This is a genomic window from Pseudomonas sp. TR47 (assembly GCF_044143025.1).
GTDB lineage: Bacteria > Pseudomonadota > Gammaproteobacteria > Pseudomonadales > Pseudomonadaceae > Aquipseudomonas > Aquipseudomonas putida_E.
Genome location: NZ_JBHFCS010000001.1, coordinates 97,676 through 119,146, shown reverse-complemented (window position 1 = coordinate 119,146; position 21,471 = coordinate 97,676). Strand labels below are relative to the sequence as shown.

20 protein-coding genes are annotated in these 21,471 nt (G+C 65.4%); 15 read left to right on the top strand and 5 right to left on the bottom strand.

The window, feature by feature from the left end; translation table 11 throughout:
* Positions 1 to 5 precede the first annotated feature (5 nt).
* Positions 6 to 1,463, bottom strand: coding sequence for a membrane-bound lytic murein transglycosylase MltF (gene mltF / locus ACEWE8_RS00590; RefSeq protein ID WP_395589206.1), 1,458 nt, complete (start codon positions 1,461 to 1,463; stop codon positions 6 to 8).
* Positions 1,464 to 1,745: 282 nt separating this feature from the next.
* Here mltF and purL point away from each other — a divergent pair, with 282 nt between their 5' ends.
* Together purL and ACEWE8_RS00580 are read left to right on the top strand one after the other, a co-directional pair.
* The gene (gene purL, locus ACEWE8_RS00585; RefSeq protein WP_046784395.1) at positions 1,746 to 5,645 is read left to right on the top strand and encodes a phosphoribosylformylglycinamidine synthase; all 3,900 of its coding nucleotides are present in this window, start codon (positions 1,746 to 1,748) and stop codon (positions 5,643 to 5,645) included.
* 3 nt (positions 5,646 to 5,648) lie between these two features.
* Positions 5,649 to 5,960, top strand: coding sequence for an NGG1p interacting factor 3 protein, NIF3 (locus ACEWE8_RS00580; protein ID WP_039603162.1), 312 nt, complete (start codon positions 5,649 to 5,651; stop codon positions 5,958 to 5,960).
* A 43-nt stretch (positions 5,961 to 6,003) separates the two neighbouring features.
* On the opposite strand, the gene tatC is transcribed toward ACEWE8_RS00580, so the two are convergent.
* The 3 genes from tatC to tatA are packed head-to-tail and all read right to left on the bottom strand — an operon-like array spanning position 6,004 to position 7,282.
* Positions 6,004 to 6,762, bottom strand: coding sequence for a twin-arginine translocase subunit TatC (gene tatC, locus ACEWE8_RS00575; RefSeq protein WP_046784394.1), 759 nt, complete (start codon positions 6,760 to 6,762; stop codon positions 6,004 to 6,006).
* Entirely contained in the window at positions 6,759 to 7,049 is a 291-nt protein-coding gene (gene tatB, locus ACEWE8_RS00570) for a Sec-independent protein translocase protein TatB (RefSeq protein WP_046784393.1), read from the bottom strand. Before tatB ends, tatC begins: the two co-directional genes overlap by 4 nt.
* Entirely contained in the window at positions 7,049 to 7,282 is a 234-nt protein-coding gene (tatA, locus tag ACEWE8_RS00565) for a twin-arginine translocase TatA/TatE family subunit (RefSeq protein WP_046784392.1), read from the bottom strand. The genes tatB and tatA overlap by 1 nt, the downstream gene beginning before the upstream one ends.
* 145 nt (positions 7,283 to 7,427) lie before the next feature.
* Between tatA and gspK the strand changes: the two genes are divergently transcribed.
* A complete protein-coding gene (gene gspK, locus ACEWE8_RS00560) occupies positions 7,428 to 8,393 on the top strand; it encodes a type II secretion system minor pseudopilin GspK (RefSeq protein ID WP_046784391.1) in 966 nt (321 codons plus the stop codon).
* Between the two features lie 111 nt (positions 8,394 to 8,504).
* Here gspK and ACEWE8_RS00555 read toward each other — a convergent pair whose 3' ends face one another.
* On the bottom strand, positions 8,505 to 10,568 hold the full coding sequence (locus ACEWE8_RS00555; RefSeq protein WP_046784390.1) for a PhoX family phosphatase: 2,064 nt from the start codon (positions 10,566 to 10,568) through the stop codon (positions 8,505 to 8,507).
* A 224-nt stretch (positions 10,569 to 10,792) separates the two neighbouring features.
* On the opposite strand from ACEWE8_RS00555, the gene ACEWE8_RS00550 reads away from it, so the two are divergent.
* The 12 genes from ACEWE8_RS00550 to ACEWE8_RS00495 are packed head-to-tail and all read left to right on the top strand — an operon-like array spanning position 10,793 to position 21,435.
* Complete coding sequence (locus ACEWE8_RS00550) at positions 10,793 to 12,433, top strand: lipoprotein UxpA (protein WP_046784389.1); 1,641 nt, start codon at positions 10,793 to 10,795, stop codon at positions 12,431 to 12,433.
* Positions 12,430 to 12,855, top strand: a complete 426-nt coding sequence (locus ACEWE8_RS00545) for a pilus assembly protein PilZ (RefSeq protein WP_046784388.1) — start codon at positions 12,430 to 12,432, stop codon at positions 12,853 to 12,855. The genes ACEWE8_RS00550 and ACEWE8_RS00545 overlap by 4 nt, the downstream gene beginning before the upstream one ends.
* Before the next feature lie 21 nt (positions 12,856 to 12,876).
* Positions 12,877 to 14,811 (top strand): type II secretion system secretin GspD, encoded by a 1,935-nt coding sequence (gspD, locus tag ACEWE8_RS00540; protein ID WP_395589213.1) that lies wholly within the window; start codon positions 12,877 to 12,879, stop codon positions 14,809 to 14,811.
* Positions 14,811 to 16,259: a GspE/PulE family protein gene (locus ACEWE8_RS00535; protein WP_046784386.1), complete on the top strand. Its 1,449-nt coding sequence runs from the start codon at positions 14,811 to 14,813 to the stop codon at positions 16,257 to 16,259. The genes gspD and ACEWE8_RS00535 overlap by 1 nt, the downstream gene beginning before the upstream one ends.
* A gap of 3 nt (positions 16,260 to 16,262) precedes the next feature.
* Entirely contained in the window at positions 16,263 to 17,459 is a 1,197-nt protein-coding gene (gene gspF, locus ACEWE8_RS00530; RefSeq protein ID WP_046784385.1) for a type II secretion system inner membrane protein GspF, read from the top strand.
* A 24-nt stretch (positions 17,460 to 17,483) separates the two neighbouring features.
* A complete protein-coding gene (gene gspG / locus ACEWE8_RS00525; protein ID WP_046784384.1) occupies positions 17,484 to 17,918 on the top strand; it encodes a type II secretion system major pseudopilin GspG in 435 nt (144 codons plus the stop codon).
* 3 nt (positions 17,919 to 17,921) lie between these two features.
* Complete coding sequence (gene gspH / locus ACEWE8_RS00520; protein ID WP_046784383.1) at positions 17,922 to 18,359, top strand: type II secretion system minor pseudopilin GspH; 438 nt, start codon at positions 17,922 to 17,924, stop codon at positions 18,357 to 18,359.
* A complete protein-coding gene (locus ACEWE8_RS00515) occupies positions 18,356 to 18,724 on the top strand; it encodes a type II secretion system protein GspI (protein ID WP_046784382.1) in 369 nt (122 codons plus the stop codon). Before gspH ends, ACEWE8_RS00515 begins: the two co-directional genes overlap by 4 nt.
* Positions 18,721 to 19,311, top strand: a complete 591-nt coding sequence (locus ACEWE8_RS00510; protein ID WP_046784381.1) for a type II secretion system protein — start codon at positions 18,721 to 18,723, stop codon at positions 19,309 to 19,311. The genes ACEWE8_RS00515 and ACEWE8_RS00510 overlap by 4 nt, the downstream gene beginning before the upstream one ends.
* A complete protein-coding gene (locus ACEWE8_RS00505) occupies positions 19,308 to 20,396 on the top strand; it encodes a GspL/Epsl periplasmic domain-containing protein (protein ID WP_046784667.1) in 1,089 nt (362 codons plus the stop codon). The genes ACEWE8_RS00510 and ACEWE8_RS00505 overlap by 4 nt, the downstream gene beginning before the upstream one ends.
* Positions 20,393 to 20,779: a type II secretion system protein GspM gene (gene gspM, locus ACEWE8_RS00500; RefSeq protein ID WP_046784380.1), complete on the top strand. Its 387-nt coding sequence runs from the start codon at positions 20,393 to 20,395 to the stop codon at positions 20,777 to 20,779. The genes ACEWE8_RS00505 and gspM overlap by 4 nt, the downstream gene beginning before the upstream one ends.
* Positions 20,776 to 21,435: a general secretion pathway protein GspN gene (locus ACEWE8_RS00495; protein WP_046784379.1), complete on the top strand. Its 660-nt coding sequence runs from the start codon at positions 20,776 to 20,778 to the stop codon at positions 21,433 to 21,435. Before gspM ends, ACEWE8_RS00495 begins: the two co-directional genes overlap by 4 nt.
* The last annotated feature ends 36 nt before the right edge of the window (positions 21,436 to 21,471 follow it).

The window sequence follows — 21,471 nt, the reverse complement described above, 5'->3', positions numbered from 1 at the left end:
AGCGCCTACATCGGCGGCGACTGTTCCGCCGGTTTGTCCTTGTTGACCCCCGGCACGTGCAGGTTGCCCTCGGCCACCTGGCCCTCGAGCTGCGGCTGGGTCACCCAGGTGAGGATGTCGTAGTAGCGGCGGATGTTGGCCACGAAATGCACCGGCTCGCCACCACGGGCGTAACCGTACTTGGTCTGGCGGTACCACTGTTTCTGCGACAGGCGCGGCAACATCTTCTTCACGTCCAGCCACTTGTTCGGGTTGAGCTTTTCTCGTTTGGCCAGCGTGCGCGCGTCTTCAAGGTGGCCGCTGCCGACGTTGTAGGCCGCCAGGGCGAACCAGGTACGGTCTGGCTCCTTGATGCTGTCGTCGAGCTGCTGCTTGACCAGCATGAAGTATTTGGCACCACCTTTGATGCTCTGCCTCGGGTCCAGGCGGTTGGACACGCCCATTGCCTGGGCGGTGCGCTGGGTCAGCATCATCAAGCCGCGTACGCCGGTCTTGGAGGTGACTTCCGGTTGCCACAAGGATTCCTGATAACCGATCGCGGCCAGCAGGCGCCAGTCCACCTGTCCGACCTTGGCGTAGCTCTTGAAGTATTTTTCGTATTTGGGCAGGCGCTGCTGCAAATGCTGCGCAAATGTGTAGGCGCCCACGTAACCGAGCACGTCGACGTGGCCGTAATAGCGGTCTTTCAAACGCTGTAGGGTGCCGTTTTTCTGCGATTTGTCGAGGAATTCGTTGACTTCGTTCAGCAGGCTGTTGTCTTCGCCCGGGGCGACCGCCCAGCGTTGGTTGCGGGTTTCGCCAAGGTCGAAGGCCACCCGCACGTTGGGGAAGTACACCTGGTTCATCGCCAGTTCGTTGGAGTCGACCAGCGTCAGGTCTACCTGCCCTTCATCGACCATGCGCAACAGGTCGACCACCTCCACCGCGTCGGACTCTTCGTATTCCAGGCCCGGGTAGCGCCTTTTCAGTTCGGCCAGCTGGTCGGCGTGGCTGCTGCCTTTGAGCACCATGATCTTCTTGCCGACCAGGCCCTTGGGGTTTGTTGGGCGCGAGCGGCCGTTGCGATAGATGACCTGAGGGGTCACTTCCAGGTATGGATGGGAGAACCTGGCCTGGGTCTTGCGCCGCTCGCTGCTGACCAGGCCGGCCGCTGCCAGCACCGGACCGGACGGTTTACCTAGGTCGTCGAACAGTTCGTCGAGGTTGTCGGCGGTCTCGATCTCCAGCTTGACGCCAAGATCGTCGGCGAAACGCTTGACCAGCTCGTATTCGAAGCCGGTTTCGCCGTTGCGGTCCTGGAAATAAGTGGCCGGGCTGTTGCGGGTGATCACGCGCAGCACGCCGTCCTCCTTCACGCGCTCGAGGGTGCTGGGTTTTTCAACGCAGGCACCGAGCAACAGAAAGAGACCGGTTGCGAAAAGCCATTTGGCGCAACGCTGGCGCAAAGCAGTATGGGCGAACATAGCTTGCAGTATACGCAAAGGACGGGGGGCGCCATATCTCGACAACTGCCAGGTTGTCTGGTAGCGCGTTCTGTGATGCAAGCTGCAAGCGGCAAGAAAAATGCGACCTGCGCGCCACCTGTTTTTTCTTGTAGCTTGCAGCTTGCGGCTTGTCGCTTTTTTTGACCCCGAAGTCCGGTTCCGCCGCCCGGCAGCATTGCCCTCTGGCGGGTGCCGCAAGCCGCGGAATTAGGCTAGAATGCACGGCCTCTAAGCACACCCCTTCCTGAGGCTGTCCCGACGATGTTGATCCTGCGCGGCGCTCCTGCCCTTTCTGCCTTTCGCCACGGTAAATTACTCGAGCAACTGAGCCAGAAAGTCCCCGCTGTTACTGGTTTGTATGCCGAATTTGCCCACTTCGCCGATGTCGACGGCGAGCTGACCGCCGACCAGCAGCAGGTGCTGGGCCGTCTGCTCAAGTACGGCCCGAGCGTGCCGGTGCAGGAGCCGACTGGCCGCCTGTTCCTGGTCGTGCCGCGCCTGGGCACCATCTCGCCCTGGGCCAGCAAGGCCAGCGACATCGCCCACAACTGCGGCCTGCAGTCGATCCAGCGCCTGGAGCGCGGCATCGCCTACTACGTTGCCGGTGACCTGAGCGACGCCGACGCCGCCGTTGTCGCCGCTGAACTGCACGACCGCATGACCCAGCGCGTGCTGGCCCAGCTGGAGCAGGCGAGCGACCTGTTCAGCCATGCCCAGGCCAAGCCGATGACGTCGGTCGATATCCTGGCCGGTGGCCGCGACGCGCTGGCCAAGGCCAACATCGAGCTGGGCCTGGCCCTGGCCGAAGACGAGATCGACTACCTGGTCAACGCCTTCCAGGGGCTCAAACGCAACCCGAACGACATCGAGCTGATGATGTTCGCCCAGGCCAACTCCGAACACTGCCGCCACAAGATCTTCAACGCCAGTTGGGACATCGACGGCCAGGCTCAGGAAAAGAGCCTGTTCGGCATGATCAAGAACACCTACCAGATGCACAGCGAAGGCGTGCTGTCTGCGTACAAGGACAACGCCTCGGTGATCGTCGGCAACGTTGCCGGGCGTTTCTTCCCGAACCCTGAGACCCGCCAGTACGGCGCGGTGCAGGAGCCGGTGCACATCCTGATGAAGGTCGAAACGCACAACCACCCGACCGCCATCGCTCCGTTCTCCGGTGCCTCCACCGGCTCGGGCGGCGAAATCCGTGACGAAGGTGCTACCGGCCGTGGCGCCAAGCCAAAAGCCGGCCTGACCGGCTTCACCGTGTCCAACCTGCGCATCCCGGGCTTCGAACAGCCATGGGAGCAGGCCTACGGTAAACCTGAGCGTATCGTTGACGCCCTCGACATCATGATCGAAGGCCCGCTGGGTGGCGCAGCGTTCAACAACGAATTCGGTCGCCCGGCTCTGACCGGCTACTTCCGTACCTTCGAGCAGGCCATCAACACCCCGCACGGTGAAGAAGTGCGCGGCTACCACAAGCCGATCATGCTGGCCGGCGGCATGGGCAACATCCGTGAAGACCACGTACAGAAGGCCGAAATCACCGTCGGCGCCAAGCTGATCGTGCTCGGTGGCCCGGCCATGCTGATCGGCCTGGGCGGCGGCGCCGCTTCGTCGGTCGCCACCGGTGCCAGCTCGGCGGACCTGGACTTCGCCTCGGTGCAGCGCGAAAACCCGGAAATGGAGCGCCGTTGCCAGGAGGTCATCGACCGTTGCTGGCAGCTGGGCGACAAGAACCCGATCGCCTTCATCCATGACGTTGGCGCCGGCGGCATTTCCAACGCCTTCCCTGAACTGGTGAACGACGGTGGCCGCGGTGGCCGCTTCGAACTGCGCAATGTGCCCAACGACGAGCCGGGCATGGCCCCGCACGAAATCTGGAGCAACGAATCGCAGGAGCGTTATGTGCTGGCCGTCAGCGCTGTCGACTTCGAACGCTTCCAGGCCATCTGTGAGCGCGAGCGCTGCCCGTTCGCCGTCGTTGGCGAGGCGACCGAAGAGCCGCACCTGACCGTGACCGACAGCCACTTCGGCAATACGCCGGTGGACATGCCGCTTGACGTGCTGCTGGGCAAGCCGCCGCGCATGCACCGTTCGGTAACCCGCGAAGCCGAACTGGGCGATGATTTCGACCCGAGCAAGGTGGACCTGGACAGCGCCGTGCAGCGTGTCCTGAACCACCCGGCGGTTGCCAGCAAGAGCTTCCTGATCACCATCGGCGACCGCACCATCACCGGTCTGGTGGCCCGCGACCAGATGGTCGGCCCATGGCAGGTACCGGTGGCCGACTGCGCCGTCACGGCCACCAGCTTCGACGTGTACACCGGTGAAGCCATGGCCATGGGTGAGCGCACGCCGCTGGCAGTGCTCGACGCGCCAGCGTCCGGCCGCATGGCGATCGGTGAAACCCTGACCAACCTGGCTGCCGCGCAGATTGAAAAGCTGTCCGACATCAAACTGTCGGCCAACTGGATGTCCGCTGCCGGCCACCCAGGCGAAGACGCCCGTCTGTACGACACCGTCAAGGCTGTCGGTATGGAGTTGTGCCCGGAGCTGGGCCTGACCATTCCGGTCGGCAAGGACTCCATGTCGATGAAGACCAAGTGGAGTGAAGAGGGCGTCGAGAAGAGCGTCACTTCGCCAATGTCGCTGATCATCACCGGCTTCGCCCCGGTCACCGACATCCGCAAGACCCTGACCCCGCAACTGCGCATGGACAAGGGTGAGACGGACCTGATCCTGATCGACCTGGGCCGCGGCAAGAACCGCATGGGCGCTTCGATCCTGGCGCAGACCTACGGCAAGATCGCAGCCCAGGCTCCGGACGTCGACGACGCCGAAGACCTCAAGGCATTCTTCGCCGTGATCCAGGGCCTGAACGCCGACGGCCACCTGCTGGCTTACCACGACCGTTCCGACGGCGGCCTGCTGACTACCGTGCTGGAAATGGCCTTCGCCGGCCACTGCGGCCTCGACCTGCAACTGGACCCGCTGACCGATAACAGCAATGACGTGCCGGCCATCCTCTTCAACGAAGAGCTGGGCGCAGTCATCCAGGTTCGCCAGGATGCTACTCCGGACGTGCTGGCGCAGTTCAGCGCCGCAGGCCTGGGTGAAGGTTGCGTGGCGGTGATCGGCAAACCGGTCAACAACGCCGAGGTGTCCATCAGCCTGAACGGCCAGGTGCTGTTCGACGACGACCGTCGCATGCTGCAGCGCCAGTGGGCCGAGACCAGCTACCAGGTTCAGCGCCTGCGTGACAACGCCGACTGCGCCGACCAGGAGTTCGACGCGCTGCTCGAAGAAGACAACCCGGGCCTGTCGGTCAAGGTTGGTTACGACGTCAACGAGGACATCGCTGCGCCGTACATCAAGAAGGGCGTGCGCCCGCAAGTGGCGATCCTGCGTGAGCAGGGCGTCAACGGCCAGGTCGAGATGGCTGCCGCCTTCGACCGCGCCGGCTTCGCCGCCATCGACGTGCACATGAGCGACATCCTCGCTGGCCGCGTCGACTTCGAAGCCTTCAAGGGCCTGGTTGCCTGCGGTGGTTTCTCTTACGGTGACGTGCTCGGTGCCGGTGAAGGCTGGGCCAAGTCGGCCTTGTTCAACGCCCGTGCCCGTGATGCCTTCCAGGCCTTCTTCGAGCGTACCGACAGCTTCGCCCTGGGCGTGTGCAACGGTTGCCAGATGATGTCCAACCTTCACGAGCTGATCCCGGGCACCGAGTACTGGCCGCACTTCGTGCGCAACCGCTCGGAGCAGTTCGAAGCCCGTGTGGCCATGGTCGAGGTGCAGAAGTCCAACTCGATCTTCCTGCAGGGCATGGCCGGTTCGCGCATGCCGATCGCCATCGCCCACGGCGAAGGCCATGCCGAATTCGCCAGCGAAGAGGCACTGCTGGAAGCCGACCTGTCCGGTTGCGTGGCCCTGCGCTACGTCGACAACCACGGCAAGGTCACCGAAGCCTACCCGGCCAACCCGAACGGCTCGCCGCATGGTATCACCGGCCTGACCAGCCGAGACGGCCGCGTGACCATCATGATGCCGCACCCGGAGCGCGTGTTCCGCGCCGTGCAGAACTCCTGGCGCCCGGATGAGTGGCAGGAAGACGCCGCGCTGATGCGTATGTTCCGTAACGCGCGCGTCTGGGTGAACTAAGGCGTGTACAAGCTCGCCTTCTTCGTCCCGGCCAGCCACGTCGACGTGGTCAAGGCCGCCGTGTTCGCCGCCGGTGGCGGGCGTATCGGCGACTACGACCACTGCGCCTGGCAAACCCTGGGCCACGGCCAGTTTCGCCCCTTGGACGGCAGCCAGCCGTTCCTTGGGCAAACCGGCCAGGTCGAGGTGGTGGAGGAGTGGAAGGTGGAGCTGGTGGTGGCCGACGACCTGATTGCCCAGGTCGTCGCTGCGCTCAGGCAGAGCCATCCTTACGAAACACCGGCCTACGAAGTCTGGCGCCTCGCCGATTTCTAGGCCGAGCTGAGTTCATCGCCGGCTTGCCGGCGATGAACCCGGTTCATTCAGCGACGCTCTGCGGCGCTTGCCCCTCCCGCCGCAACCCGGCACACGCCAGCAACCCCACCTCGAACAGCACCCACATCGGCACCGCCAGCATGGTCTGTGAGAACACATCCGGCGGCGTCAGGACCATCCCCACCACAAAGCAGCCGACAACTACGTAGGGCCTGCTGCGCCGTAATGTGGCCACGTCGGCCAGCCCCACCCAGACCACGATGAACGTTGCCACCGGGATCTCGAAGGCCAGGCCGAACGCCAGGAACAGCGCCATGATGAAGTCCAGGTACTGGCTGATGTCGGTCATCATCGCCACGCCGTCCGGCGTCACGCTGGCAAAAAAGCCGAACATCATCGGGAATACCAGGTAGAAGGCGAACGCCATGCCGGCGTAGAACAGCACAATGCTCGACACCAGCAAGGGCAGGGCGATGCGCCGCTCGCGGCGGTAAAGGCCCGGCGCAAGAAAACCCCAGGCCTGATGCAGCAGCAGCGGCATGGCCACGAACAGCGCACACATCGCGGTCAGCTTGAACGGTGTGAGAAAGGGCGAGGTGACACTGGTGGCGATCATGCTGGCGCCTTCCGGAAGGAAGCGGCGCAGCGGTTCGGAAATCAGTGTGTAGAGCTGCTGGGCGAAGGGGAACAGGCCGGCGAACACCAGCGCGACCAGTAGCAGGCAGCGCATCAGGCGCTTGCGCAGGTCGCGCAGGTGACCGGTGAGCGGCATGTGTGCCGCCGGGTCCAGGGCGATACTCATGAGGTGGTCTCCCGAATGACCGTGGCCGTTGCAGCGTCAGTGGCCGGTTCCGCCTTGAGGCTGATGCCCTGGCGCAGCTCCTGCTCGAGGCGTTGCAATGGCGCGCTGTCGAGGTTGGGCATGTCGATTTCGCGTTCCATCTGCGCGCGCAAACCTTGCATTGCCCGGCGCGCCTGGCCCAGGCCACGGCCCAGCGTACGCGCCGCGACGGGCAAGCGTTCCGGGCCAAGCACCAGCAGCGCGACGATGCCCACCAGCAGCATCTCGCTGAAGCCTACCTCGAACATCAGGCCTGCCGATCCGCGTGCGGCTGTGGCGCAGGCGAACGGGTCAGTGGCTCCTGTTGTACCTGCGGTGCTGCAGTTTGGGTGCTGGCATCGCTGTCGCCCCCCATGGACTTGCGAAAGCCCTGGATCGCTTCGCCAACATCACTGCCCAGACCCTTGAGGCGTTTGGTGCCAAACAGCAGAAACACGATCATCAGTACGATCACCAGCTGCCAGATTCCGATGCCACCCATTACGACCACTCCTGTAAGGCCATGAAAAGAAAGGCCAATCCTGCCTCGCGTAGATGACGCGAACATGACTGCAAGGTATTTGCAATCTGCCTGCAACAACTCCCCTGTTGACTGGCGCCTTGTTCGATAAGAGGAGTGCTGCGCCATGGGTGGCAAGCGACAGCAGGGCGCCGCGCTGCTGATGGTGTTGGTGGTACTGGCGATGCTCGCAGCGGGGATGGCCTGGCTGGTGGAGGACGGGCGGCGTCAGGTCGATGACGTACAGCTGCTGCGCCAACGGGTACAGGTGCGGGCCATGGAGCAGGCTGGCCTGGCCTATGCCGAGCAGGCCTTGCGTGACCGCGCCTGGCGGCTTAGCCCGCTGTTCTGGCAGGCGCTTCGGGGGCAACCGTTGACCTACGATTTTGGCGCCGGCCAGGCACAACTGCGGGTGTACGACCAGCACACCTGTTTCAACGTCAATGCGCTGCTGGGGGATGACGGTGAACGTGCCGAGCGCCAGCTACGGCGTTTGCTGGGCGACAACATGGCCGCGCAACGTCTGGTCGACGCCTTGGCAGACTGGCTCGACAGCGACAGCGATGCACGCCTGCAAGGCGCCGAAAGTGCCCAGTATCTGCGCCAGCAGCCGCCTCGTCTGGCGGCCAACCAGCCGATGCTGGACACCAGTGAGTTGAACCTGCTGCTCGAAGCGGATGCCTCGCGCCAGCGCCGTTATCCGATGTTGTGTGCTTTGCCGCAGACGACCGGCTGGCGCCTGAATGCCAATGCTGTAGGCCTGGAGCATCTGCCATTGCTGGAGGCGCTTTATGAAGGGCGGTATCCCCGCTCGTTGCTCAGCCGCATCGTCAGTGGTCGGCCGGCGTCGGGCTATGTAGATGCCGCAGCGTTGCGTCAGGCGCTGGGGGCGGTGGATGACGAAACGTTTGAGCGGTTGAGCGAAGGGTTGCTGCTCAACAGTGGGCATTTTCAGTTGCAGCTTTCGTTCGAAGAACAGGGCAGGACGATACGCAGCGCGTTTGAGCTGGAGGCGTTGGGAGTGGTGCAGTGGCATGCGCGGGTGCCGGCGCAGCAGGTGCGGGTGAAGAGTCGGGCGCCAATGGCCTGGTGATCATGTTCAAGGGCTGCCGTGCAGCCCAATCGCCGGCAAACCGGCTCCCATACCTGTAGGAGCCGGCTTGCCGGCGATTGGGCCGCGCAGCGGCCCTGATGCAAAAACGGATCAGACGGTCCCGATCTCCCCGCCATCATCGCGCTGGATCACCACGGTCGAAGCCCTCGGCCGTACCGTGGTCCCCGCCGGGGTCACATCGGTGGCCTTGTCGGTGTAAGGCCAGTTTTCCGGGTGCTGGATATTGACGAACATCGACTTGTTGTCCGGGCTGAAGGCAATCCCGGTCACCTCGCTGCCGTTCGGCCCGACGAAGAAGCGGCGCAAGTCCACCTGGTTCTGGGCATTGACCGGTATTTGGTTGCCAGCGGCATCCACCAGGTTGGTAGGGATCACCGCCAGTAACTGATCGTTGGTGTAATCGGTGACCGTGCTCTCGCCGTTGTCAGTCTCGAACCACAACACGCCACGGCTATCGAAGCTCATGCCGTCGGGGCTGGCGAACTGGTTGAGTTCGGTCAGGCCCGAGCGGTTGATGTCTGCGGTGCCGGCGGCGTTGGCACCGAACACGAAGATATCCCAGGTGAAGCTCACGTGATCGTCGCTGTCGTGCCAGCGGATGATGTGGCCGTGGCGGTTCGGGCCACGCGGGTTGGCCGCATCGACTTTTTCCGGGGTGCGCGCGCTGTTGTTGGTCAGGGTCAGGTAGACGTCGCCATTGAGCGGGTTTACCGCTGTCCATTCCGGGCGGTCCATCGGCGTTGCACCCACTGCATCGCCTGCACCACGGGTGTTGAGGATGATGCCTGCCAGGTCACCGTACAGCGCCCCGAGGGTGCTGCCGGCAGTGGTGGCGGTGGTCACGTCGAGCAGAATCCACTCGCCCGTGCCGTCTGCATTGAAGCGGGCCACGTAAAGCTTGCCCTGGTCCATGTACTTGGCGCCGGTGGCCAGGCGGTCGGCCGGGCTTGCGTCGGCGGCATCCCACACCGCGGTGGAGACGAACTTGTACAGGTACTCGTTGTTGGAGTCGTCGCCCATGTACCAGACCAGCGGTTTACCGGCCACCGGCAGGCCCGGGCAGCAGCCTTCGTGGCGGAAGCGGCCGAGTGCGGTGCGCTTGGTGGCCAGGGTGCTGCTGTTGTACGGGTCGATCTCGACGATGTAGCCATAGGTACTGGCTTCGTTGCGGTAGTCGTCGGTGGCGCTGGCACCTTTGATGGTCACGTCGAAGCGGGCGAACTCATCGTTTTCTTCGGTGCTGTCACCAGCAGCGGTCTCCCACTTGTACTGGCCGCTGGAGGTGCCTACGCCGATGCGTCGCTGGTCCTCCGGACGGGTGTCCTTGTTGACGAAAATGCCAGGCCAGTTCTCTTCGCAGGTCAGGTAAGTGCCCCACGGGGTGTAGCCGTTGCCGCAGTTGTTGTTGGTGCCGCGGCAGTGCGTGCCGTCAGCCGAATACTTGGTCTTGACGTGGTCGGTGCCACGCAGCGGGCCAGTGATTTCCATGCGTGAGGCGGTGGTGAAACGGCGGTTGAGCGGGTCGTTGTCGACCACCTGCCAGCGCCCGTTGAGCTTCTGCAGGCGCACCACGCCGGCACCGTGGGCGTTGATTTCCTTGCGCACTTCTTCGGCCGGGCGATTGCCGCTGGCGTCGGTGGTCGGGCCGTTGGGGTGCAGGGCGGCGGCATCGATGTATTCGAAGTTGATCGCCAGCAGGCCGTCTTCGGAACTGCCATTGATGGGGAAGAAGTGCATGCCGTCATGGTGCATGCCCATGGCATTGGCCTGGTCGCTGGAGGTATTGCTGCCGTCCGGTTTCCAGGGGTTGGCGTTGCTGTTGATCGGCGTGCCCCACGGTGCCAGCACGTAGGCACTGTAGCCGGCGGCGACGACACAGGCGTCGGTGCGTGAACCCGCGATGGACTGGAAGCCCAGCGCCAGTTTCGGTACTTCAGGTTCGGTAACCGGCGGCTCGGTGGCCGGGTCATCGTTGTCGGAATCGCCACCACTGTCGAAGCAGCCGGTCAGGCCGGTACCGGCAATCATGGCGATAGCGGCACCCAGGCTGCCGCGCATCACGCTGCGACGGCTGAGGTAGGCGTCCATGACGCTGGCCATCGGCAGGTTGCCACTGTGGTTGCGGTCCAGGTTGTCGCCGGTTTCTCGACTCATCAGGGTGTCCTTGTATTGGCTGAGTTGGAGGAAACCGCGACTTTAGTGCGCAAAGATGATGATTCTTTGGCAGAAATATTAACGTCGCTTTAAAACATTAAGTTCTTATCGCTGTGCCAGACAGAACAATCTGGAATGGTTGTCGGATTTCTGCCATCAAACTGTAATGCCAACGCCGCAACATCCGGGGCCCAAAGAGAACTCGGATAAGGATGGCGGGCCCGATGGCAAGCAGTGTGTACAGGCGCGAAATGATCAGATGGATGGGTGTCGGTGCCCTGGCACCGTTGCTCGGTGCCTGTTCTGCATTCCCGGGCCAGCGCGGCGGCGATGCCAGCCTGGACCTGTTGTACGTCGCCGACACCCTCGATGCGCGCCAGCCCGGCCAGCCCGTGGTGCCGGCGACCCGCCTGGGCCCGGTCAGCCACCTGGGCCGTGCCCCCTGGATGACCGGCGACAGCGCCAGCGTGGCTTACCCTCAACTCGCGCCTTTGCTCGATGCCAGTCAGGCGGCCGGCGTGCAACTGGGTGGCTATGCCGTGCTCGCGGCCCTGTTGGAACAGCTGCGCGCCGAGGTGGGGCCGGGCAATAGCCTGACCCTCGAGAACGGCCAGGGCTGGAACGGCAGTGGCCTGGCCTATCTGACCCAGGGCGAGAGCGGTGTGCGGGGCAGCCGGCTGTTGGGCAGCGAAGCCCGTGTGAGCAGTGATGAACGCGTGCTTTGGCCACAGCGCAGTGCCGCCCTTTACCACCAGTCTTCAGCGATGACCCTTGCGGCGGGTATTGCCGACGGACAACGCAAAACCTTGGGCCTGGAGCCTCTGCACATTTTCGAGCGCGGCGGTGCACGCATCGCCGTGGTGGGCGTCACCGACCCTTACGCCCAGGACCAGAAAGCCTCGCTCAAACAGTGGTACCAATCGCTGCTGCCGACCTTCGAGCAGGCCCGCCGCGAAGCGGACCTGGTGGTGGCGCTGGCGGATGTCGGCACCGGCCCGGGCCTGTGGCTGGCCGAGCGCGTGGCGCAGATCGACGTGCTGCTCTGCGCACGTGGCCAGGACCTGTGGCCCACACCTGTGCAGGCGACCCAGGCCAGTGGCCGGCGCATCCCGGTGTTGTTTGCCGGTTGCCGGGGCAGTGGTGCGTTTCGCCTGCGTTGCCAACAGGTTGCCGGGCAATGGCAGTTCGATGGGCGCTTCTTTCCTGCATTGGCCCAGCAACTCTCACCCGCAGCGCAGTTGCGCGCCAGCCAGTTGCAGGCCGAGTTGCGCCAGCAGCGCGCAGGCCATGCAGCGTGGCTCGACCAGCCGCTGGCGGTTGCGCCACAGGCGCTGTGGCGTCGCGACACGCGTGGCGGCAGTTGGGACCGTTTGCTGCACCAGGCCCTGGCCGATGACAGCAGCATGCCGGTGCTGTTGCCGGGCCTGCGCTATGACTACCCATTGGCCGCTGGCCAGGCCATCACGCGCGAGCACCTGATCAGCCTCACCGGCGGCTACCCGGCACCGGTGGTCGAGGCGCCGGCCCGGCAGGTCGAGCAGGTGCTGGAAAACGCCGCCGAGCAACTGTTCGGTGACCCCTTGCTGCTGGACAACAGCCAGGACCTGCCACGCTGGCAGGGCCAGGCCTGGCAGGTGAGCTACAGCCCGCAAGGCAAGCGCATCACTGGCCTGGATCCGGTGCAGGGCCTGTGCCGCACCTTTGGTCTGCAATTCGAGCCCCAAGCCGGTGAGCCGTTGTGGCAACGGGTCGAGGCCTGGCTCGGGCGGCAGCAGCCGGGTTGGCAACTGGCGGCCTTGCAAGTGCCGCAGGTGCGCTACGTGCAAGGCCACCCAGGCTGGCACCCACGGCAGCTGATGTCATGACATTCGCCGCTCGCCTGATGACCGGTGGCCTGCTGACGCTGGCCGGGTGGCTTGCCGCCCAATGCGTGCTGCAACTGGCGCGCCAGCCGCAACCGGCCAGCGCCCCGGTTGCCGTCGACGCCCCGCTGCCGGGGTTGCTGGTCGGCCATTGGCAAGCGCCAGGCGACGACGGCTCGATTGCGCTCACCCGGTTGCCATTGCAGTACCTGGGCGGCCTCAAGGCCAAGCCGTTGTCGGCCAGCGTCGTGGTGCTGCGCTACGGCCAGCAGGTGCGCACCTTGGGCCGCGGCCAGCGCCTGGCACCGGGGATCGTGTTGCAGGACATCGACGCCGATGGCCTGATTTTCGACAACCAGGGGCGGCGTGAACGCTTGCCCTGGCCGCCACGCCCCGCCGTGACCGGCTTCAAGCGGCAAGGATGAACAATGCTGGTGAAATATTGCGTGGCCGCTGCCTTGACCCTGGCTCTTGCTGCGGCCTGGGCAGAAGAACCGGAAACCTTCGATGACAACGGCACCCCGCTTTACGAGGTGAACTTCGTCGACACCGAACTGGGCGAATTCATCGACAGCGTGTCGCGCATCACCGGCACCACGTTCATCGTCGACCCGCGGGTCAAAGGCAAGGTCACGGTGCGTACCGTCGACCGCCACGATGCCGATGCCATCTACGACATCTTTCTCGCCCAGCTGCGTGCCCAAGGCTATGCCGCGGTCGATCTGCCCAATGGCAGTGTGAAGATCGTCCCCGACCAGGCCGCGCGCCTGGAGCCGGTGCCAGTTGAAGCCGCCGGCAAGCACAGCGAAGGCAGTGATGGCGTGGCCACCCGCGTATTCAATGTGCGTAACGCCGCCAGCGAGCAGATGCTCGGTATTCTCAAGCCGCTGATCGACCCGCGTGTTGGTGTGATCACCCCTTATCCTGCGGCCAACCTGCTGGTGGTCACCGATTGGCGCAGCAACCTCGAACGCATCGACAGCCTGTTGCGCCAGCTTGACCAGGTCAGTGACGAACCCCTGAAGGTCATGCCCCTGCGCCATGCCAGCGCCGCCGACACCGCGCAGTTGCTGACCCGCCTGTTGGCCCGGGAGCAGGGCGCCGACAGCACCCAGGTGGTGGCTGACCCGCGCAGCAATGCCTTGCTGGTACGTGGCAGCACCGACCGTGTGCGAGCCCTGCTGGGCCAGCTCGATCAGCCCAGTGAGAACCGGCACAGCAGCAACACGCAGGTGATCTACCTGCGCCATGCCAATGCTGGCGAAGTGGTGAAGGTGCTGCGCGGGTTGAGCCAGGAAGGCGGTGTGCCCAGCGAGGGAGCAGGCGAAGGCGAGGCCAAGAACAAGCCGGTGATGGCCGCCGCCAGCGATTCGGGCATCCGCCTGGAGTACGAGGAGGGCACCAACGCCGTGGTCATGGTCGGCCCCGACAGCGAGCTGGCCGCCTACCGCTCCATCGTCGAGCAGCTGGACATCCGCCGCGCCCAGGTAGTGGTCGAGGCCATCATCGCCGAAGTGTCCGACAGCCGTGCCCAGGAGCTTGGCGTGCAGTGGCTGTTCGCCGACGAAAAGTTCGGCGCCGGCATCGTCAACTTCGGCAGCAACGGGGTGAACATCGCCAACATCGCGGGTGCCGCTGCCAGCGGCGACAACGAAGCGCTGGGCGACCTGCTGTCGGCCACCACGGGCGTGACTGCCGGCATCGGTCACTTCGGCGGTGGCTTCAACTTCGCCATGCTGATCAACGCACTGAAGGGCAAGAGCGGCTTCAACCTGCTGTCCACGCCGACCCTGCTGACGCTGGACAATGCCGAGGCATCGATCCTGGTCGGCCAGGAAGTGCCCTTCGTCACCGGCTCCGTGACGCAGAACAACGCCAACCCCTACCAAACCATCGAGCGCAAGGAAGTCGGGGTGAAGCTGCGCATCAAGCCGCAAATCAACATCGACAACAGCGTACGCCTGGACATCGTTCAGGAAGTCTCGTCGATCGCCGACTCCAGCGCCGCCAGCGATGTGATCACCAACAAGCGCGAGATCAAGACCAAGGTCATGGTCGAGGACAATGGCCTGGTGATTCTTGGCGGCCTGATCAGCGATGAGCTGAGCACCAGCGATCAACGCGTACCGTTTCTGGGGGATATTCCGGGGCTGGGCCGGCTGTTCCGTTCCGAGGCCAGCAAGAACACCAAGCAGAACCTGATGGTCTTCATTCGCCCGCGCATCCTGCGTGACGGGCCGAGCCTGGCGGGTTTGAGCGAAGACAAGTACCGCACCCTGCAGCAGACCACGCCGCTCAAGCTGCCAGGCCTTGCGCAGGACGGCCAGCTGCTGCGGGTATTCCCGGCCAGCCGCGCGCGCCTGGACGGGGGCGACTGGTGATGCTGCCCTATCGCCTTGCGCGTCAGGCCGGGCTGGCCATGGCCCCGGCGGATACCGGCTGGCAGTTGTGGCTGCGCCGCGATGCTGACAGTAACCAACTGCAGGAACTGCTGCGTGTGCATGGCCAGCCCGTGGCACTGCACTACCTGGAAGCTGCGCCGTTCGACGAACGCCTCGGCCAGTTGTATCAGGCCGGGGATGCTGCCACCGAAGCACTGATCGAAGGCATCGGCGAACAGGTTGATCTGGACAGCCTGATGAGCGAAATGCCGCGCATCGAGGACCTGCTCGAAAGCGATGATGAGGCCCCGGTGATCCGCCTGATCAACGGCCTGTTCGGCCAGGCCCTGCGCCTGCGCGCTTCGGACATTCATATCGAGACCTTTGAGCAGAGCCTGGTGGTTCGCCTGCGTGTCGATGGCCACCTGCGCGAGGTGTTGCGCCCGCCGCGCGCGTTGTCGGCCATGCTGGTGTCGCGGATCAAGGTCATGGCGCGCCTGGACATCGCCGAGAAGCGCCAGCCCCAGGACGGTCGCATCACCTTGCGCGCCGCCGGGCGTGAGGTGGACGTGCGCGTCTCGACCTTGCCCGGTATCCATGGCGAGCGCGTGGTGATGCGCGTGCTCGACAAGCAGGCCAGCTTGCTGGCGTTGGGCAACCTGGGCATGCCCAACGCAGTGCTGCACGGCCTGCGCAATTGCCTGACAAGGCCCAACGGTATCGTGCTGTCGACCGGGCCGACCGGCTCGGGCAAGACCACCACCCTGTACGCCAGCCTCAACAGCCTCAATGACGGCAGCCGCAACATCCTCACCGTCGAGGACCCGGTGGAATACGCCATCGCCGGCATTGGCCAGACGGCCATCAATCCGCGCGCCGGGCTGACCTTTGCCACAGGCCTGCGCGCCATCCTGCGCCAGGACCCGGACGTGATCATGCTCGGTGAAATCCGCGACCAGGAAACCGCGCAGATCGCCGTGCAGGCCAGCCTCACCGGCCACTTGGTACTGTCGACGTTGCACACCAACAGCGCAGTGGGCGCGGTCACCCGCTTGCGCGACATGGGCGTCGAGCCGTTCCTGATCGCCTCATGCCTGCGTGGCGTGCTGGCCCAGCGCCTGGTGCGACGGCTGTGCCATTGCGCGGTGGCGCAGCCATTGCAGCCGGCCGAACGGGCGCTGTGGCCTGAGCTGGCGGCGCTGGGCAGCAGCTACCACGCGGTGGGCTGCGAGCAATGCCAGGGCACTGGCTATATCGGTCGTTTGGGCCTGTACGAATTCGTCGAACTGGACGCCGGCCTGATCGGCCTGCTGTATGACGGCGCCAGTGAACTGGCCATGCACGACTACCTGGCCGAGCGCCGCCAGAGCCTGGTGGCGATGGCCAGTGATTGCCTGGCCCGCGGCGAGACCAGCCTGGCCGAAGTACTGCGTGTGGTGCAGGGCTGACCCATGCCGACCTTTCGCTACCAGGCCGTTGATCTGGCCGGCAAGACCCACAAAGCCAGCCTGCAGGCCGATACCGAACGCCACGCACGCCAGTTGCTGCGCGAGCAGGGCTTGTTCCCCCGCCAGTTGCAGCGCTTCGAAAGCGGTGCCCGGCAGCCGCGCCGACAACGCCTGAGCCGTGCCCAGCTGTGTGAGCTGACACGCCAGCTGGCGACCTTGACCGGCGCGGGCATCCCGCTGGTCGATGCCTTGGCGACGCTTGAGCGCCAGTTGCGCCAGCCAGCCCTGCACGGGGTGCTGGTGGCTCTGCGTGGCTCGCTCGCCGAGGGCCTGGGCCTGGCCCGTAGCCTGGCCCGCCAGGGCGCGCCGTTCACCGGTCTGTACTGCGCGCTGGTCGAAGCCGGTGAGCGCTCCGGGCGGTTGGCCCAGGTGCTTACCCGGCTGGCAGACCACCTGGAACAGGTGCAGCGCCAGCAGCACAAGGCGCGTACGGCACTGATCTACCCCTGCGTGCTGATGGGCGTGTCACTGGCGGTGGTGATCGGCCTGATGACCTTCGTCGTACCCAAGCTCACCGAACAGTTTGCCCATGCCGGGCAGAGCCTGCCGCTGATCACCTCATTGCTGATCGGCCTGAGCCAAGGCCTGGTGCACGCCGGCCCCTGGCTACTGGGGCTGGCCATCCTCACGTCGCTGCTGGCCAGCTGGTTGCTGCGCAAGCCGCACTGGTGCCTGCGCCGCGACGACCTGCTGTTGCGCCTGCCACGCGTGGGGGGGCTGTTACAGGTGCTGGAGAGTGCCCGCCTGGCGCGCAGCCTGGCGATCCTCACCAGCAGCGGTGTTGCCTTGCTCGAAGCCTTGCAGGTGGCCACTGAAACCGTCGGCAACCGGCGTATCCGCCTGGCCATGGAGCAGGTGCGCCAGCAGGTGCAGGGCGGCACCAGCCTGCACCGGGCGCTGGATGGTTGCCAGCAGTTCCCGCCGTTGCTGGTGAACATGGTCGGCAGTGGCGAGGCCAGCGGCACCCTGGCCGACATGCTCGAGCGCGTGGCCGACGACCAGGAGCGTGGCTTTGCCCGCCAGGTGGATACGGCCATGGCGCTTTTCGAACCCCTGATGATCCTGGTGATGGGCGCCGTAGTGCTGTTCATCGTGCTGGCGGTGCTGCTGCCGATCATGCAGCTCAACCAGGGCCTGTAACTGTAGATGACAAGGAGCAACCCCATGCAGCATCGACGCAAGCGCCAACACGGCTTCACCCTGATGGAAATCATGGTGGTGATTTTCATCATCGGCCTGCTGATCGCCGTGGTCGCGCCCAGCGTGCTCGGCAACCAGGACAAGGCCATGCGGCAGAAGGTCATGGCCGACCTGAGCACGCTCGAGCAGGCGCTGGACATGTACCGGCTGGACAACCTGCGCTTTCCCAGCAATGAGCAAGGCCTGGCTGCGCTGGTGAAAAAACCGACCCAGGAGCCGCTGCCGCGTGCCTGGCGCAGCGATGGTTATGTACGCCGCCTGCCGGAGGACCCGTGGGGCACCCCGTACCAGTACCGCATGCCTGGCGAGCATGGCCGGGTCGATGTGTATTCGTTGGGCGCCGATGGTGTACAGGGCGGCGAAGGCCAGGACGCCGACCTGGGTAACTGGGCGCTGTGAGCGATGCGCCCACAGCGCGGTTTCAGCCTGCTCGAATTGCTGGTGGTGCTGGCCATCGCCGGCCTCATGACCGGGCTTGCGGTGGCCTGGCTGGACAGCGGCAAGGCCAGCGTCGATCAGGCGTTGCAGCGGCTGGCGGCGCACGTCCACACCCAGGCTGCACTGGCCCGGCATGCCGGGCAATTGCGCGGGCTGCGTTGGACCGGCCAACACCCGGAGTTCGTGCGGCGTGAGCGCGAGGGCTGGGTGGCCGAACCGGTCAGCTTTGGGGACTGGCCCAAAGGGCTGCGCCCCGACTGGCCGGCCAGCCTGCAGCCGCATCTGCAGTTCACGCCGCAAGGTTGGGCCCAGCCGGGTTCGGTGCGCTGGCACTGGGCAGGTGGCAGCCAGCGCTGGGCGTGGGGGCGTGACGGCCAGTTGCGAGTGGGGTTGTCACCATGAAGCGCACGCAACAGGGGTTCACCCTGCTGGAGGTGACCGTGGCCCTGGCGATTGCTGCTGTGCTGGCGGTGATCACCAGCCAGGTTCTGCGCCAGCGCCTGGCAGTGCAGGACAGCGTGCAACAGCATCGCCTTGGCGTGCTGTGCGCTCGCGAGCTGCAGGCGCGCTTTGCCGTGGAACGGTACTGGCCGGCCAGCAACCAGCCCAGTGGGGTGTTGAACCAGGGCGGGCAGGCGTGCCACTGGCAGATGCAGCTGCGCCGTACCGGCGTGCGCGACCTGCGTCGCGGCGAGATGCAACTGTATGCCGACCGCGATCAGCGCCTGCCGTTGGGCCAGTACACGGTTTTTCTGGAGCGTCCATGAAGCGGCGCCAGGCAGGCTTGACCCTGATCGAACTGATGGTGGCCATGGCCTTGACCGCGCTGCTGGGGGTCATGCTCGCGGCGCTGGTCAATGGCTGGCTCAAGGTCCGCGAGCGGCTGCAGGTGACCCGCCAGGAGAACAGTGTGCTGGAGTTCTGCCTGGCCCTGGAGCGGCGCTTCGACAGCCCGGTTCTACGCCGGGTGTATGAGCAACGCCTGCCACTGGCCAGCCGCTGGCTCGACTGGCAGCCCGATCGCCAGCAGTTGCTGTGGGTGGCAGCCACGGCTGTGCCAGAGGCCGAGGGTGGCTCACGGTTGCAGCGCCAACGCCTACGTTTCGACCCCCGCGAACAACGCCTGATGCTGGAAACCTCGGCAGACCTGTACGCCGCCAGCGAACCCCGTTGGGTCGTGCGCGAGCAGCTGCAGCAGGTCAGTGCGCTGAATGTTCTTTATCACCAGGGAGGCCGATGGCTGCCCTGGCCTTCCGACCAACCCGCGCACCCCGGCCGTGGTGTGCGCGTGCAACTGCAGCGTGATGGAGCCCCCTATGTCTGCACCTTCACGCTCCCTTGGGGGCGTTCATGAAGCTTGAATGGCGGCGACGTGCGCCGGCGCGGTCTTGGTTGCTGCTGCGCCCGGGCGTGATCTGGGACTGGCTGTTGGTTGAAAACGGTGTGGCCCAACGGGAAGGCCAGGGCGAGCCCCCGGCGAACCTGGACGCACAGGTAGCGCTGATCATCCCGGGCGAGCGGTGCAGCCAGTTCGAGCTGGCTGCACCGCCAGGCCTCAAACGTGATGAGTGGCCCTTGCTGCTGGAAGACCACTTGCTGCAGAACGCCGAACAGGTGCAGTGCGCTTGCCTCGCTCGCCAGGCAGGGCAGTTGCGCCTGCTGGCGGTAGCCCGCCAGGCGCTGGACGAATGGCGTGGCCAGTGCAGCGAATGGGGGCTGCAGATCGAGCGCTGTTGGGCCGAGTTCCAATTGTTGCCCACGCCTGAGCCCGGGACGGGCTGGCAGTGGCAGCGCGCGCCTGGCCTGTGCCTGTACCTGGGGCGCAGCGAAGAGGGGAAAGCCCATTGGCTGGCCTGGCCTGACGCGCTGGGTGAGGTACCGCAGCAGCCCTGGGATAGCCTGCGCAAAGCCACCCAGGTCGGGCGCTGGCCGGGAACGCTGGCGTCGCTCGACACGCTGCCAAGCCTGTTCGAGCGAACCCGTCAGGCCCGCTTGGCGCCCCGTGTGCCGGCCCTGCCGCGCGCGCTGGTTGTCGCCTGCCTGGTGCTGGCCGTGGTGTGGTGCGGGCTATGGGCGGGCCAGCAATGGCGGCAGGTACAAACCTGGCGCACGCAGGTGCTGGCCGTGACCGGCACCCAGGCCAGCCCTCGGCAAGCGGCGCAGGCCCTCAAGCGCCTGCGCGAAAGCGAACTGCAACAGCAACTGCGGGAGCGTCAGCTTCAAGACCTGCAGGCACACCTGCAGGTGTGGCTGCATGAGCACCCAGGTTGGCGTCTGCAAGCGGTGCGCTTCGACGGCCAGCGTTGGCACCTGCGCCTGCAGGGCGAGGGGAGCGAGCCGCCCTGGCAAGAAATGGCAAGCGCCGCCGGAGCGGCGGTGCAGGTACTGAGCGCTGCGCCAGCGGCGCACGTGGTTTTCGATCTGGGAGCGCCAACATGACCCGAGCGTGGTTTCAGCGTCATCGATTGTTGCTCGCCTGGTGCCTGATCGGCTTTCTGCTGGCGTTGCTGGCACTGCGCCAAGGCGTGTCGCAATGGCGCGAGCTCAGCCAGTGGCATGGGCTGGCAGTGCAGGCCGCCGCCTTCCCCAGCGGGCCAGGCGTGAGCCTGGAGCGGCTGCGTCAGTCTGCCCAGGCGCGGCGGGTCGAAGTTGCCGAGGTCGAGGTCCAAGGCAAGGTGTGGCAACTGCGCGGCCAGGTGGCCGATGAGCAGGTTTTGCAGCGCTGGCTGCAGGCCTTGCGCGCAGAGGGTGCGCAACCGCTGCAGTGGGCCCTGGAGCAGGATGCCAAGGGCCTGCGTTTCGACCTGGTGGTGCAGCCATGAGCCGCCGTGGGCTGCTGTGGGCCGGGCTGGTGTTCAGCCTGACTTTGCTGGTGCAGTTGCCGGCAACCTGGGTTGCAAAGGGCTTGGGCCTGCCGATGCATGCGGTCAGCGGCAGCCTGTGGCAGGGGCAGGCGCAGCAGTTCGGGCCTGCCGGCCCCGTACGCTGGGCCTTGCAGCCTTGGCGCTTGCAGGCCAACGCACTGCTGGGCTTTCAGGGCCAGGGCTGGCAGTTGCATGCCGAAGGCTGGCCATGGCGCTGGCGGTTGGACGTCACTGCACAGGCTCCCCAGGCGAGTGTGCAGACGGCCTATCGGCTGGCCGGGCAGTGGCAGGGCACGCTGCGCCTGCAAGGCGCGGGGGAGCAGTGCCGCACCAGTGAAGGCCGCATCACGGTCACCGACCTCGCCTTGAGTGAACCTTGGTCGCTGGGGTTGGGGCAGGGCTGGGTAGAAATGGATTGCCGCACAGGCTGGCGTCTGCATGGGCAACTGATACAACAGGGCGAGCATCAGTTGGCGCTGGATGCAGACCTTCTGGGGCGCCACGCAGTGGTGGCGGCCGAACTGCAGCCGGACGCGGCCCTTACACCGCTGCTGCGCGCTGCTCGGTTGCTGGGGCCACAGGCATTGACGGGGCAGAGGGAGTGGCGTTGGTAAGCAGCGGTTGACGTGACGTTCATGGCCCTATCGCCG